The organism is Planococcus sp. TJ-307 (assembly GCF_058268435.1).
On sequence record NZ_JBZDOJ010000013.1, the window covers coordinates 1 to 14,898 of the forward strand.

Annotated in this window: 18 protein-coding genes; 14 read left to right on the top strand and 4 right to left on the bottom strand. The window is 35.2% G+C overall.

Annotated elements, in window-relative coordinates; genetic code table 11:
- From AC4EHK_RS19245 to AC4EHK_RS19255, 3 genes are all read left to right on the top strand, one after another.
- The coding region (locus AC4EHK_RS19245) for a hypothetical protein (RefSeq protein WP_490980339.1) at positions 1-287 on the top strand (287 nt) is incomplete at its 5' end.
- Positions 288-457: 170 nt separating this feature from the next.
- Positions 458-940 (top strand): barstar family protein, encoded by a 483-nt coding sequence (locus tag AC4EHK_RS19250; protein ID WP_490980356.1) that lies wholly within the window; start codon positions 458-460, stop codon positions 938-940.
- 390 nt (positions 941-1,330) lie between these two features.
- Complete coding sequence (locus AC4EHK_RS19255; RefSeq protein WP_490980340.1) at positions 1,331-2,035, top strand: hypothetical protein; 705 nt, start codon at positions 1,331-1,333, stop codon at positions 2,033-2,035.
- Positions 2,036-2,389: 354 nt separating this feature from the next.
- Here AC4EHK_RS19255 and AC4EHK_RS19260 read toward each other — a convergent pair whose 3' ends face one another.
- Together AC4EHK_RS19260 and AC4EHK_RS19265 are read right to left on the bottom strand one after the other, a co-directional pair.
- The gene (locus AC4EHK_RS19260; RefSeq protein WP_490980341.1) at positions 2,390-2,893 is read right to left on the bottom strand and encodes a hypothetical protein; all 504 of its coding nucleotides are present in this window, start codon (positions 2,891-2,893) and stop codon (positions 2,390-2,392) included.
- Positions 2,894-3,297: 404 nt separating this feature from the next.
- Entirely contained in the window at positions 3,298-4,017 is a 720-nt protein-coding gene (locus tag AC4EHK_RS19265) for a cytochrome c biogenesis CcdA family protein (protein ID WP_490980342.1), read from the bottom strand.
- 97 nt (positions 4,018-4,114) lie between these two features.
- On the opposite strand from AC4EHK_RS19265, the gene AC4EHK_RS19270 reads away from it, so the two are divergent.
- The 9 genes from AC4EHK_RS19270 (at position 4,115) to AC4EHK_RS19310 (ending at position 11,766) form a co-directional block, all read left to right on the top strand.
- The gene (locus AC4EHK_RS19270; protein WP_490980343.1) at positions 4,115-4,636 is read left to right on the top strand and encodes a redoxin domain-containing protein; all 522 of its coding nucleotides are present in this window, start codon (positions 4,115-4,117) and stop codon (positions 4,634-4,636) included.
- A 541-nt stretch (positions 4,637-5,177) separates the two neighbouring features.
- Positions 5,178-5,354 (top strand): hypothetical protein, encoded by a 177-nt coding sequence (locus AC4EHK_RS19275; protein WP_490980344.1) that lies wholly within the window; start codon positions 5,178-5,180, stop codon positions 5,352-5,354.
- A gap of 19 nt (positions 5,355-5,373) precedes the next feature.
- Positions 5,374-5,544: a hypothetical protein gene (locus AC4EHK_RS19280; protein ID WP_490980345.1), complete on the top strand. Its 171-nt coding sequence runs from the start codon at positions 5,374-5,376 to the stop codon at positions 5,542-5,544.
- Positions 5,537-6,100 carry a site-specific integrase gene (locus AC4EHK_RS19285; RefSeq protein ID WP_490980346.1) on the top strand — a complete coding sequence of 188 codons (564 nt, stop codon included), beginning with the start codon at positions 5,537-5,539 and terminating at the stop codon, positions 6,098-6,100. Before AC4EHK_RS19280 ends, AC4EHK_RS19285 begins: the two co-directional genes overlap by 8 nt.
- 404 nt (positions 6,101-6,504) lie before the next feature.
- Positions 6,505-6,753, top strand: coding sequence for a hypothetical protein (locus tag AC4EHK_RS19290; RefSeq protein ID WP_490980347.1), 249 nt, complete (start codon positions 6,505-6,507; stop codon positions 6,751-6,753).
- 139 nt (positions 6,754-6,892) lie between these two features.
- A complete protein-coding gene (locus AC4EHK_RS19295) occupies positions 6,893-7,087 on the top strand; it encodes a hypothetical protein (protein ID WP_490980348.1) in 195 nt (64 codons plus the stop codon).
- A 612-nt stretch (positions 7,088-7,699) separates the two neighbouring features.
- Positions 7,700-8,848, top strand: coding sequence for a replication initiation protein (locus AC4EHK_RS19300; RefSeq protein ID WP_490980349.1), 1,149 nt, complete (start codon positions 7,700-7,702; stop codon positions 8,846-8,848).
- 1,022 nt (positions 8,849-9,870) lie between these two features.
- Entirely contained in the window at positions 9,871-10,524 is a 654-nt protein-coding gene (locus tag AC4EHK_RS19305) for a YiiX/YebB-like N1pC/P60 family cysteine hydrolase (RefSeq protein ID WP_490980350.1), read from the top strand.
- A 105-nt stretch (positions 10,525-10,629) separates the two neighbouring features.
- Positions 10,630-11,766, top strand: coding sequence for a hypothetical protein (locus tag AC4EHK_RS19310; RefSeq protein ID WP_490980351.1), 1,137 nt, complete (start codon positions 10,630-10,632; stop codon positions 11,764-11,766).
- Between the two features lie 422 nt (positions 11,767-12,188).
- Here AC4EHK_RS19310 and AC4EHK_RS19315 read toward each other — a convergent pair whose 3' ends face one another.
- Positions 12,189-12,467: a colicin immunity domain-containing protein gene (locus AC4EHK_RS19315; RefSeq protein ID WP_490980352.1), complete on the bottom strand. Its 279-nt coding sequence runs from the start codon at positions 12,465-12,467 to the stop codon at positions 12,189-12,191.
- 39 nt (positions 12,468-12,506) lie between these two features.
- Entirely contained in the window at positions 12,507-13,490 is a 984-nt protein-coding gene (locus tag AC4EHK_RS19320) for a hypothetical protein (RefSeq protein WP_490980353.1), read from the bottom strand.
- Positions 13,491-13,669: 179 nt separating this feature from the next.
- On the opposite strand from AC4EHK_RS19320, the gene AC4EHK_RS19325 reads away from it, so the two are divergent.
- Both AC4EHK_RS19325 and AC4EHK_RS19330 read left to right on the top strand, forming a co-directional pair.
- The gene (locus tag AC4EHK_RS19325; protein WP_490980354.1) at positions 13,670-14,035 is read left to right on the top strand and encodes a hypothetical protein; all 366 of its coding nucleotides are present in this window, start codon (positions 13,670-13,672) and stop codon (positions 14,033-14,035) included.
- A 21-nt stretch (positions 14,036-14,056) separates the two neighbouring features.
- Positions 14,057-14,611 carry a hypothetical protein gene (locus tag AC4EHK_RS19330; protein WP_490980355.1) on the top strand — a complete coding sequence of 185 codons (555 nt, stop codon included), beginning with the start codon at positions 14,057-14,059 and terminating at the stop codon, positions 14,609-14,611.
- Positions 14,612-14,898 lie beyond the last annotated feature (287 nt).

Consider the following 14,898-nt stretch of genomic DNA (forward strand, 5'->3'; position numbering starts at 1 on the left):
TTTTTCTTCAGTATGAATTTTTATTTCTAACTCGTATTGCTTCACTTATCTTCGCAATCGTTTATTTAGTAATTGAAGTAAAGCAAGAGTATTTCTCAACACGCAAGCCATTATTTATTCTCTTTGGTGTCATTAGCATATTAGCTATAGCGGCATGCATTATACTTGATGAAACTTCAGCGACTGATGGATTCAATGCTAGAAGTTTTATATCCCTAGTGTTTATTTACATTCTTCTGGTCGTTAGCTATAAAAAATTATATAACAAAAACGATGCTGTAAAGTAATTTCAGTTCAACTTCAGTTTTATAAATTCTTTGATTTGAATGTAACTTATTGTGAATTAAGTTACATTCACATCCTTAATTCTTGAGAAACTTGAAAAGTAGAATCGTAGGGATAGGATTTCAAAAATGCTTTCAAGATTAAGTGAGAAAAGGGGCTAAAAAAATTGGATGTGCAATCAACTACTTGGAAACAGATGATGCTCAACGGCAGTATAGTTTTGTATGCTAAAACAGATATTTTAGATAAGAACAGTAGGGAAATCGAAGCTGAAGGGTTTGAGATAGTCCGGTTTGATTGTAGAGAATGGGATGAAGAGCTTTTCCATAAAGAAGTTGCGAGGAAGTTGAATTTTCCAGCTTACTACGGTGAAAACCTAGATGCGTTTAGTGATTGTCTATCTGATTTACCAATAAACAATACGGGCATTCTGTTGATTTTCACTCATTATCAGTCCTTCCTTGCGAAACATCCTGATTTGGCCATTGATATGTTAGAAATCATCCAGATAAATTCCTGGAAATTCTTACTTGAAGGAAAAGCATTATTGAGTTTTATTCAATCAACTGATCCAGAAATATCGCTCCCTGCGATAGGTGGAATGGTTCCCGAGTGGAATGGAGAAGAGTGGTTTGATAAAGATCGAGGGATATAGTGGCATTTTGAATGTAACTTAATAGCAATAATGTTACATTCAAAAGCACTCCAGTAATGGAGGGCTTTAATATTTTTCTAAACAAAAAATTAATTCAATCAAAACAATAATATTAATAATTATTCCCAACATTAGTTTAGAACTTTTGTTTTTATTATTTTAATAATATCTTCTTATTATATTTAAATTTTCTGCTTCCTAAATAAAGACGTTAAAAATAATTAATAGTCATTTTTATATCATTTTACACCCTTTATAACTTATTTATATCATTTTTTCCTTTTTTTTGAAAAAGTCAAAAAAATAACTAGTTTATACCTAATTTAAATGATACTTTAGTAAAGGGACCCACATTTTTTACAAAATAAGGTTTAAGGATGGATGAAAAAGTTGAAAAAAATCGTATTATCAATAATAACAATAGTATTACTCTTTTCTATCGTAGGATTAAATGGGAATAGCGTAAAAGCAGCAGAGGTACAAAGTAATATTACTACTCAAACCAACCAAATGATTCAAAGTGTTGGTTTCGAAGCAGTTGCACTATCTGAAATGGGGAATTTTTCTATGGAAGGAGCACTACAATTCGCTACAGTCCAGGACTTTCAACAGCACTTGTTACAAGAAAGTAGAAAAAGTAGCACAATAGAATTAGTTCCAGTGATAACGGATGAGCCTTCTACTACTTTGCCAATCACTACTGATCCACGTCCACCTATTACTATCGGGCCTGTTAAACCACCGATAGAGTATTCTTCTGTATCGCCTAATCTTTACACTACAGCTGCTGTTACTACTTCTAGCTCAAAGAGCGTAAAGACTTATAAAATACGTGAATGGACAGGTGTATCAGCTATTTCATCATACGCCCGAGTTTCAAGAACAGGTGGTATAGTTAAATCAGTCAACGTATGGAGTGAACAAACTGGTATAACCTTCCCTATTACTTGGCGACAAAGTACTTCATATCATAGCCTAAACTCAGCTAAAACAGGGGGAAAAGCTTATGTTAAAGGTACAAAACTGACTGGAGCTAATGTAGGCGGCCAAGCAGTTGGATATTCTAGATCGGTAACTTATGTTGTACCGTTTTAAAGTGAGGAGCAAATCTATTGGTTGAAGAATCTTATATTAACTGGGGAGACATGTTTGTCACATTCTTAGTTTATGGTGTTATTATTCTTCTTGTAGTTTTACTTATAAGATGGATTATAAAGAAAACAAAAAAAAACCAGAGATAATTTGAAATATCTAACAGTATATTCAAAAGGACCGGTCAGGGATAAAACTCCATAGGCTGGTCCTTTTCATTAATTTTTTTAACCATAAAGACAAATATTCCAACGAAAAGGGTTATAAAGTACATACATTTTTTCAAAAAGAAGAAATTCAAAAGCCCTCCATTGCTGGAGGGCTTTTGATTATAAATCTCAGTATTTAATCTATAAATTATTTTAAACAACCAGCTGCTGCACTCCCTGCTAGCCATACCCCGCCAACAGCAGTACCTAAGGCCCATCCCGCTGGACCACTAACACCTGCAACTGTCATAAGCCCAGTAAAGGCTCCAGTATGTGCAAAACCAGCGAGGGTTGCGGCCCCACAGCCACTTATTCTAGCCATCGACACAACATTCGAGTTTGCTTCTTCTATTATTTCTTTTTTGTACTCTTCACCTTCTGGACTTGCTAAAACTTCATTAAGTTTTTCTAAGGTTTGTACTAACTCATTAAAATATTCTTTACCAATTCGAGATTCCAATTCTACTTCTCTTTCGATAATTACCGTGCCATCTTTTTCATTCAATACAAGATATTCCGAAGTAATCCTAGCTACCTCATCTACATTTAAACTCGCAGCCTGAGTATTCTGTGGGGTCCATAAAATACTAACCATCATTACTAAACAAGTAATAATCGTAAATATACTGAACTTTTTTTTCTCAAATAACATCCAAATCATCTCCTTATCCATAAGTAATAACCATAATTATACTTATTTATTTAAATAAGTCAAAAATGTAAAATTAATTACTAATTTTATTTTTTCTTACGTGATAATAAAGAGATAAAGAAGTTTATTACAAATCCCACTACTAATAATAGAATTAATAATGGCCAGGTAATTTCGTCTTGCGTACTACTTATTAGGATAAAAACAAGAACGACACTAATTAATGTAATTAGTAAGTGGCTCATTTTCACTGAGATCACCTCCGATATTGATATATAAAAATTTTATTTATATATTACGATAACATATAGATTCAAATTACAGCAAAGTAAGTAAATAATTACATTCAAAACAGTAAAAGGAACCGTGCAGAAAGAGTTTTTACTCCTTCTGCACGGTTCCTTTTAAGTCAGCCAAGATTCAATAAAATACTGTAAATCAGCTGTCCAGATGTTCAAATAATACATTTTGTCAAAATAAATCATGATGCCTAGCAGCACAATGATGGCGCCCCCGAATTTCATTAATCCAGCCGAATATTTCAAGATGAATTTTGTTTTTCCGATAAAGAACGCCATGATGATAAAAGGAACGCAAAAACCAAGGGAATAGGCCGTTACCACAGCAATCGTCTGGGCGGGATTAACCAGGCTTCCGTAGGTGATAATCGCTCCAAAAATCGGTCCGATACAGGGAGTCCATCCAGCGGAAAAGATAAAACCGACAACAAACGAATTGAGATAAGTAGCTGATTTTTTTTTGTAGTCGAATCGTTTTTCTTTGAACATGAACTCGGGCTTGATAATGCCCATTAAAAATAGCCCCATAAACACCAGAAAAATACCGCCAAGCATCTGGATGAGCTGCTGATTGGTCGTAAACAATCCACCGATTGTGCTTAGTGAGAACCCCAAAATGTAGTAGATCACGGAAAATCCAAGAGAAAAGAAAATGGAATGAATCAATACCTTTTTCTTGAACGAAACGTGCTTATTCTCTTTCAGCTCACTCACGGAAACACCCGTAATGTAGGAAATAAAAGAAGGGTATAAGGGCAGGCAGCATGGCGAAATAAAGGCCAAGAAACCGCCAGCTAACGCAATTAGTAAGGTCACATTTTCCATCGTTAACACCTCCATGATATTCTAGCATAGAGAACTAACGGATATTTCCATCATTTCCAAGTAATATTCCAAAATTATGGACAGGGCGGTCAGTTACATGGACAAAAAAAAGAAGCGATTGATTTATCGTACGGCAATTTTAGGGATTTTCGCTGTCATGATCTTCTATGCAGCCTACAAAAGCATGGGAGAGGAGCCCAAAACGGCACTGACACTTATAGAAGAAGAGGCTCCCAATTTTGCAGGAGAGACGTTGAACGGGGATTTGCTTGTTTTAACGAATGAAATCCAAGGAAAGACATTGATTAATTTCTGGGGCTCTTGGTGCGAGCCGTGTAAGCGGGAGATGCCGGCTTTGGAATCTGCCTACTCCGATCATAAAAATGATGGATTCAATGTTGTTTCCATCAATCTAGGGCAATCGGATTTTGTCACACAACAATTTGTGGACCAATACAGTCTAACCTTCCCTGTTTTAATTGATAAGGACGGATCGATCAAAGAAGCCTATCAGGTAGGTAATTTACCAGCCTCTTTCTTAGTGGATGAAGAAGGTGAGATTGAACAGGTTCATGAAGGTGAACTTTCGGAAGAAATGCTCGATGAATGGATTAATTGAAATACTAATCAAAAGTTCCTGGAACAAAAAAGATGCTTTCTAAAAGCTAAAACAATCATTTTGAAAAGGGGTGAAACAGGTGGACCGTTTCGATATGAGTTTTCAAAATAAAAGAGTGAGGATTTGGTTTGCCTTCGTACTCCCTTTAGGATTACTAGCAGTGCTGCTGTATATTTTTCTCCCGATCGAATTGCAGTTCATTCCAACCCTTTTATTGATTGTTGGCTTAGCCATTTACTATGCCTGGGTTTTGATTGATAAAAGAAAGAACAGAACGAATAGATAATTTTAGCTTTGATTTGAATGTAACTTAATAGTAATTAAGTTACATTCAAACTACTGATTCTATTGACTTCATCCAAAAAACAAGCCAAACTGAAATTACGAGAAAAAAAGATACATTCAAACCGCTGATTCCACTGGGCTCGTCTATCGTTGGCGGCGCTCTTTTTTCTTTTGACCAAAACACCTTGAGTAGTTCGCTACATACGGATTTTTCCTGAAAATAAAACCAGGTTCACAAACAAAAGGAGGAAGTAACATGTCCATGCATGTTCGTTATCTGATTGTATTTGCGGTCTGTTTTGGCACAACCTTTTTCTTGCCTATCGATTTCACGAATATCTTCTTTCGTTTTCTTTTTGCGGCGTTTATAACAGGCTTGACCTGGCTTGTGCAGCCAACAGAAGGAGCAAAACAACGAAAAACAAATAAATAAACCAAAAGGGGATTGTTGCATGTTGGTTCGTTATCGCTATTTCTTTGTCTTTGCCTTATTTTTCGCGTTGACTTTTATCATGGAGGGCTTCACGAACCTATTGGCTCGCTTGTTCTTTGCGCTCTTTATGATGGCGCTGATCTCGCTGTTGTACCCAACTAAAAAGAAAAAAGGAGCCAAAAATGACTAAACAAGCCGAAATTAAAGACGTCCAGCCGATTCGTTCGCTGGATCGGATTGAAGACATGAAGTGGAGTTTGAAAAAGTGGTGCGGCGAACGAGACTATATGTTGTTTCTTCTCGGCATCAATTCGGGGCTGCGGGTCGGTGATCTGTTAAAAATTAAATTGAGTGAGATCCAGGGTAAACAGGTGGTGTCGCTGCGTGAAGGGAAAACCGGCAAACGCCGGACCATTCACCTCGGCAACATTTACGGCGAGCTGAGCCTCTACATCGACACGTTAAACGGCACAGAATGGCTGTTTCCGAGCCGCAAAGGCATGGGGCCGATTACACGCGTTCAAGCGTATCGTCAGCTCAATAAGGCGGCCCAGATGGTCGATATGCCGGATGGCATCGGCACACACACGTTGCGCAAAACATTTGGCTATTGGCATTACAAGCAATTTAAGGACATTGCCGAGCTGCAGAATATCCTCAACCATGCGCATCCGCAGATTACCCTGCGTTATATCGGCATCACAGACGAACAGATCGAAAGCAATTTGAAAGCTTTTCGCCTTTAATAAACATCCATTTCCAACTTACGAAGTACTCTTCCACTCTCTACAGAAACGAGTGAATGCAGCATGATCAAAAAAGGAACGATCGTTCTTTTGGTGATGTTTTCTCTTTCAATACTGGCCCTTTTCGGGTTACATCCAGCAGCTCTTTTATCCCATTCGTTTTTGTGGATGACGGTATTGATTGTTCCCTGGATCATTCTTTATTGGTTGATTGGATTGACAAAAACTCTTGAAAAAAATTGCCCCTGCGGGTCCAATTCGGAGAATTATTTACAAACGAAGTTTGCCCAATGATGCACTTGACAAGTGTCAGTGCGTAAGTGGGCACTCGTTCACTCTTTTCACTCTTGATTGCTGCAATTTACATCATTCATTTAAACGCCAACATAAAGGGGATTGAGAAGATGAGTACCGTTCCAAAACTATTAACGATTGCCGATTTAACAACCCGGTGGAAAATGTTACGACAAGGCATTCATGATAAGAAAAAGGAAGACAGCTTTCCAGATCCCATTCAGTATGTGGCAAATGGACGAACCGCTTTGTATTTAGAAAGTGATATTGAAGCCTATGAGCAAGAACATCCTTGGATTAGTTCACCTGCACGAAGAGAAAGAAGGCAACGATTTATTTTTAACTTAATCAACAAGTAAGTAGTTATTTCAAAGCTATCAGAAAAAAGTTTCTGCAGCATGTTCATTTTCGTCTTTTACAAGGTTTCTAAACGGTTTTACTTTATGGGCGTTAAAACTAATGCCTGAAATACAACGACGAGCTTTAGGAGGCTGAATTTTGACGGATAAACAGGAACGAACAACAGAAGAATTGTTGCAGCGGATGAGTCAGAACAACAAAAGGGTAAAAATCCGGAAGCTGGAAAGCGATGATCAGGGGCATTTGTTGCTGAACTGGAACAATCTTCATGACCGCGAATGGATCGAAAACAAGGACGCCTATGAACATATTGACGAAACAAAAAACCGTTAATTTCCTTTTTTAGTAAACATCCAAATGTAATTGGTGGAAAAATCCATTTGAGGGTGTTTTAAGGCCTTTTAGAAGAGAGGGTTTGGGTGTATTCAGATTTCACCTTACAAAGGATTCTAGGATGGTTTTTGAGCGTTTAATGAATAGATAAAGATGGAGAAAGACCTGTCCTTTTCTAGGAATGGTTTTCTCTTTGTTTTGAAATGCCAGATTTTGGATCTAATTTATTCTTTCACCACCAACCTCTTCGCGCATACTCGTGTGTTGTTGGTGTTTTTAATTACTTTGTTTTAATTGTTTTAACTGTTTTAAGGAGGGCCTGAGCCCTTGGTACGACTGGTTTTTTTCGCTCTAACTATTACCTTTTCGGGTTTAACTATTACCTTTTCGGGTTTAACTATTACCTTTTCGGGTTCTAACTATTACCTTTTCGGGTTTAACTATTACCTTTTCGGGTTTAACTATTACTTTTTTAAATAAAGAGTAATAATGTCCTTGCAACAATACTATTTATTGATATTATAGTATTTAATATTACTTTAAATTCAAAAATAACATTTAATATATTAAAAAAAAAATAAAGGTAATAGTTGTTTAGAAGGAGAGAGAAAAATGAATGAAAAACACATGGTTACTCAATCAAATAAACTAATTGAAGCCAGGCACGTAAAGACTTTATCAGCAAGAGAACAAAAAATTATTCTTACTATGGTTTCTATGATTCAACCGGATGATAAAGATTTTAAAGAATACAGTATTTCGATTCATGAATTTAGCGAAATGCTGGGTCTGAAAGGTCATGCAAAATATGAAGAAATTAAAGAGGTCGCTCTGAGGTTACAAGAAAAAACTCTTTTTATCCCTGATGAAAAAGGATTTGTTACAACAAATTGGGTAGCAAGTCAGCGATATATAGAAGGGGAAGGAACACTTGAATTATCATTTTCTCCATATCTTAAACCTTATTTATTACAGTTGAAAACTGCCTTTACTTCTTACAGATTGAGCAATATATTATCTTTGAAGAGTGGCTATACTATAAGACTTTATGAACTGATGAAAAAATGGCAGCACCTTGGTAAATGGGAATGTCCAGTGGATTCTCTTAGAGAAAAAATGGGTTCCAATAGCAAGGCATATTCACTTTACGGTAATTTTAAAAATAAAGTTTTATTACCTTCGATTGAGGAACTAAATGAGCATACCGATCTTTTTGTTGAGTATAAGGAGATCAAAAAGGGTCGTAGAGTTGAAAAAATAGAGTTTTGGATAAAGCATTCAGTCGAAAAAGAAATTAAATTACCTGAATCAAAACAAGAACCTGAACAAGCCGGTAACGAGGGAATTCGTTATCGTTTAAATACATTGGCAAGTGGTTATCAATTCGACAGTATTTATTTTAGTCAATTGTACCAAGGAGCTTTAGTTATTTTCTCCGATCAAGCGGAACTAGAATTGGAAATGCTAATTCGCTATGTCAACGAAGAAAAAAATGTCAAAAACCCTTTAGGGTTTATCAAATCCAAAATCACGTCTGCGTGGGAGATCCATGAAACAGGAGGACAGATTACGTTCGCCGATCTGCAGCCGATGAAGGAACGATCCACCGGACGCCAAGAAAAATTACCGGACTGGTTCACGTCCCGAAATGAACCCCAAGAAGTAGCTGAACCGAACCCCGAACTCGCCAAAGAGAAAGATCAATTGTTAAACAGGTTGAGTGAAAGGAAAAAAGTTCAAGCTAAAGGGCCAGACAAATAAGTCTGTCGCAACTTCCCAAAGCGACGAATAAAGTGGGAATCAATATCAAACCGCAAACCACTTCTGCGGTATAAAAAATAGGGGCCGGTAAGTAGAAAAAAAGTAAATCAATCAACTAAGATTCAAAAAAGACTATCCCTCTTGAGGTATTTCGCTATACCGCAACTATACCGCAACTATACCTGAGCTATACCTCGACTATACCTCAGGGCGAAAAAAGTGATATCAAATAAATTGTGTAAGAACCCAATAGGCACAGCCTATTTAGCATCTTCCGAAGGGAAGTGATATCAGGTTCCCTTATGCTCTTACATTCTTCTCTACACTATCCCTAAAATCTATAAGAAAAAGCCCTGGTATATAAAAAAACTAGAGCTTTTTCTTTTTTTAAAACAGATTAAAAGCATGATGAAACTCCTTACTGAAAAGAAAAATGACAGCACTACCAAGACTGTTCGAAGCATTTTGTATCGAAGATTAATCAAATAAAAAAGATTTTATACAATACAAAAAAAATATAAAAAATGATGATTAAAATTAACAATAATTAAAACATTGAATCCCTAAAAACAAAAGACACGGCAAAATTTATGAGTTTGTAGTGAGCTTTTATTGGTAACAGATAAACGACTTTGAATCTTTTTTCTCTACAATTTTTTAGGTTCTTCGTTTTGTAATTTTTATTTTATCCCCTGTTTTATGACAGAAGAGCATAAGGGAAAACTGCTATTACTTTTGGTGTAAGCAATTAAACCCTTGGCTTTTCTAAGTCTGACAATGCAATTGTAAAAACATTTTTCTTATACTTTTTCTGTACCTTCTGGGATTAGAAATTTTTCTATTTTAATTTTAGTTCTTACAGTAAATTTTAGAATTGAAAATTCAGATATATAATTTTAGAAATTTTGAAATAATTTTTTAAATATTTATTTTATTTATGTAAAAAAATGTATCTAATTCAATTTAAATGTAGTTTAATATAAATAGGTTTTTAATTTTTTAAAAAAAGGGAGATTAACAAAATGAAAAGAAATAAAATTTTAACTGTAACTTTTTTCACTGTACTACTGAGTTTCTCAATTATTGGAAATAATTCAGTTCTGGCTGCTGAGCCTACTCAAGCAGAAATAGACAAAATGTATTCTGACGCTGATGCTGAAGCAGCTTACGCTCTAAACAATTGGAGCGAAGTTGCAGCAGATAAGGGTATCACAAAATCAGAAGCCTCAACTTCTGCCACTCCTGACTTCAGACCAGGCGACATTTTAGTTACAATGGATAATGGATACTCCAGTTTCAGATGGGGGCATGCTGCGATTGTGTATTGGGCCAATGAGTATACTATGGAATCTTACAACGATACAGGAGTAGTTTTGATGAAGATAGACAAGTGGAAACCTAGCAATACAAAAATGAAGACGATGATTGCCTTAAAAGTTACAAAAGCTACTTATCAAGCAAAAGAAATTGCTAGAACATTTGCTGGAGATCAGAAAGGAAAACCTTATAATTGGTCATTTTTTAAACCAGAAAGAATGGACGCTTACTATTGCTCGTCGCTTATTTGGAGAGCTTATGAACGAGCTGGTCATGGTATCAATGGAGGGTTTGATAAGCTAGTTTCTCCTTATGATATTGTACAAGACAGGGATACAACAGCATATTACGTCAAATGATATTACATGAGACAGTGATACAGCAGTGTATTACGTGAAATGATAATTGAAGATTTGGTGCAGAATTGTACTTCAGCTTTCTGCTTCTTTCTTGAAAGGAAAAAAATGAAAAAACAAAAAAAAATTATTCTTACAGCATCTTTTACCATACTTATAGTTCTTGGATTTCTATTTATCAGTTTTTTAAATGAAAAAAAAGTTGATACTGTAAAAGAAGATTTTAAAAATAGCAGCGAGCTTATTCCTATGGACGAAACTCCTTCCTCTATTTACCAAGAATTTGGAAATGAAAAAAATCTAGGTACGATTGAGCAAAAGTTTGCTGTTCTTTACTCCAGTCCATTCTATAAAGGCAGCGAAATATTAATCCTGAATAGTGAGAATCAAATGCAGTATACTCTTGACGATTTAATGGGCATAGGCAACATAAAAGAAGACCCTTACAAACACCTTTGGCTAAATGGAACTGAGACAAGGAGTTTATTCTCGTATAATCCTTCGGATGGCACTTTGAAAGATGAAAAAGCGCTTCACCTTACCAATTACTTTGATTACTCGGATGAAACAAAAGTTGTTATATTTAAAGATCCAGAGGATGCTTTAAAGAATCAATTAGTAGTGGAGTACGAAAACAAAGAAGTAATCAATGAAACGTTACAAGGCTATGTAAGCATAGCAAAATCAGATGGAAAGTATGTATATGCCTTTGCAGATTTAGCCAACTCAGATCAATCAAGTGGGGTATATATCTTTGATTTGAAGACTGGAGAAATGGTTCGTAAAGTAGAAATAGTACAGCAATTTGCAGAAACAGTTGAATTCATCGGAGGAAACGCAGTTTTTTCGACTAAAGGCAAGTTAACCGTTATCAATCAAGCTACTTTAGATGTTTCCTATATTGAGGTGCCAAGCCAGGGTTACGAAGTAACAGCAGTCATAAAGGCTTCTGAAGACAAATTATTGGCTACATTTGCTCATGACGAACTGGGCATGTTGATTACAGAACTTAATAGAGATTTGAAAGTGCAAGAAAGTTATAAAGTGGAATTCCCTTATGTAGAAGCATTTGTAAAAGGAAATGCTCTTTATGTATTAGGTCCTATTGAAAACAACAAGGGCAACAGTGGTATCTTAGGCAAATTCAATTTAAACAATAATTATGAAAAAGAAGCGCAGCTTTTAATACCAGATCCTCAAAATGAAGAGATTGGAATTGCGGCTATTGAAATACTGTCTGAGTGATTTTTAACACCTTTATTTTTCTTACTGTAGGTTAATATAACTTATAGAAAAAAGATGCTGTTTAAAACAGCATCTTTTTTCTATAACATTTTATTTTGGTTGGCTCTAAATAATATCAAAACAGGTAAGAAGATAATCGAAATCTATAGGCAAGAATCTGGAACAAATAAATTGAAGTTAAATTGGAAGGAAAATAACTAATAAATTCCTGAAATGAATGTAACTCAAGGACAGTTAAGTTATATTCAAAACCTTTATTTAAATGAACTTTAAAGAGAATCAAGATTAAGTGAAATACCTAGAATATTAAACCATATGTTTGAGTAAGCACGAGTTTACATATCCCGAATTATCGGCAGTTACATAAAAAAAGAAGATGCTGGTTATTAGCATCTTCTTTCTCTTTGTCAATTGATAATCTATTAATCGGCCATCAATTGATTTAGTTTAAATAACGCTTCCGTGACCTCTTTTCGAAGTTGCAGCTCGGAAATTTCAAAAGTAGTTTCTTGTCTTGGAAGACATTCATGCCAGTAGCAATCTGCAGCTTCAAAGACTGCGTTTAAAATCTCAAATTGAGCTTCCGTCATTCGGTCATCCCATTCGTTAAATTTTTTCATATACACTGGTTGAAATTCATCGGCCGATAGTTCACCCGTAAGAAACTTCACTATGAGGTCTTTATATTTGTCTTCTAACATTTTTCTCCCTTTCGATAACCTATGATATATAAACTGGTTTCATTCATCTTTTAAGTACTCATGAGCTACGGTATTTATAACATTAAGCATGAGGTGACAATCTTCTCTTAAAGTGGCACCAGGATTCGAGTGTGAAGCCATATTCCGCATTTTATACGCAACTTCTAATCGAGCATTATCTCGACGAGTAGTAATGCTTTCAGAAGTAAGCCTCTCAATCAACCTACCAAGCTGAGTGTCTCCAGTCTTGACTTTTATTCCACGATTTTTAAGAATTTTAAGGCAAAGCGTTTCTAAGACCACACCTAGAGTTGCCGCGCTTGGCAAAAATAAATTCTGATGATAAGCAGCCATAGCTTGATCTAATTGATAAGTGAAATCATCATCATTTACTAAACCAATTAAAGGTTTTAGGTCTAGAAGTGAAAAAGGAAATTTATAAGCATCCTTAGCGAAATAACTTAGTTTAGTTTCACTATTTTTTTTAAAGTTTCTAATCTCGAGATTAATTATCTCAATAACCCTGCCGGAAACATTTGCGAATTTATTATAAAAATCTACATCGAAATCAGTATCTATAAAGCTATCTGTGTCTTTTCGATTGTGGTTTTTATAAGTCTCTCTTATATCAAAAATTAATTGAGACTCATCGAAACCTAAAGAAGGTAATATTTTCTCCGTCAAAAAAGTCCTATGATGTCCATGGGCATCTAAATCAATCAAATCTTCAGGATATAGGACTTTTACAATTTCCTCTCTTGTTCCAGGAGTGGAAAAAACAGAAGAGATTGCAGCAACAGAATTATCAAATTCTATTGGCAGTATTAAAACTAAAATTGAGCAATTCGCTTCTAATAAAAACCTAAAAGGTTCAGGATTACTATCTAAACTATCTTTATTAAATGTTTCTAGTCGTTCGATATACTTTTTTCTAAACAGATTTTCGATAGATCTCATATTACTTTTATATAAAGTATGTCTTTCTTTTTCATCTAAGCCAAAATAGTTAAATTTTTTAGACATGACGGTTAACCTCCTTAAATTGTTCTACAAAGTCCTCACATTTTTAATTACTTCTGATAACTTGTGATATGTAAACCCATATCTATTCAATAATCTGACATCTAATATGTTATACATGTTTTAATAACTTATAAAGAGTTCACTTTTACTATTTATAATCATTGAAAGGAGATTTATTTATGACTTATTTTTATTATATTGCCTCTGATATCGAGTTGGTTCCAGAAGCTTATAAAGAATATGAATTGTATTTCGAAGAATCTAATGAACGTATTAAAGGGTTCGATTTTCCTCTTCAACTTGAAATTGAGAATGGAATTAATGCAAAAGAAGAAGCTGAAATTCTGCTGGAGTATATTTATAAAAAAGCTGAAAACCATAAAAGATGTACATTTCAAGTTGCAAAATTAGTCAATTCTAATAGGGTGCCATTCAAAGTCCTAGAGAAAAAACAAGTATTCTTACATAAAATAAAATCATCGGATGAACTATTTTTGCCAGAAGGTCATCTGCTTACTATCAAAAAAGTTCCAGTGGTGTATTAAAAAAGAGGTGGTGATGATTTGATGATGACTCCTAGCGAAGTAAGTGCCAAATTAAATATCCAGCCCTCTACATTGCGAAAGTATTCCGCTTTGCTTGAACAAGAAGGGATCCAATTCAAACGAACCCATAAAAATGCCCGTCTTTATACCGATAGCGAGTGCATAGCGATTGAAAGCATGATAGCGGCAGTACATAGCGGTAAAAAATCGCTAGAAGAAGCTGTTATAGAGGCATCTAGCGGTTTAAAAAAGAGCATCTCTGTAGCGCCACGCGAGCGCGATAGCGACGACATAGCAGCTGCTACGCTGAATGAAGTGAAACAGCTGAAAATCCAGATACAGCAACAAGAAGAGCGCCAAAAAGAACGGGATATCATGTTTGTGGAAATTCTAGAAAAAATGCAGAAGAAAATCGAACGGATGGAAGAGCAACAGAAGCAATTACTTGCACCAGTACCGGAAGAACCGGAGTTAAAAGCGCCAGAATCGCCTTCACAGCAGCCAGAAAGCGAACCTGAAACGGTAACACCCAAAAAAGATACACGAAGTTTATGGGCCAGGATCTGGAACAAATAAACATACTAATCTAGGGGAAGTGAATGTAACTTAAGTGCAGTTAAGTTACATTCAAACTTAGTTAAAGTATTAAAAGATATTGTTTAGACAAGAATGAAATATGAGGAGTTTAGGATGAAAAAAAATATAAGTACTATAATCGTGATTTTGGCATTGATCGGTTTTTTAGTTGCAACGTTTTTTCTTCAGTATGAATTTTTATTTCTAACTCGTATTGCTTCACTTATCTTCGCAATCGTTTATTTAGTAATTGAAGTAAAGCAAGAGTATTTCTCAACACGCAAGCC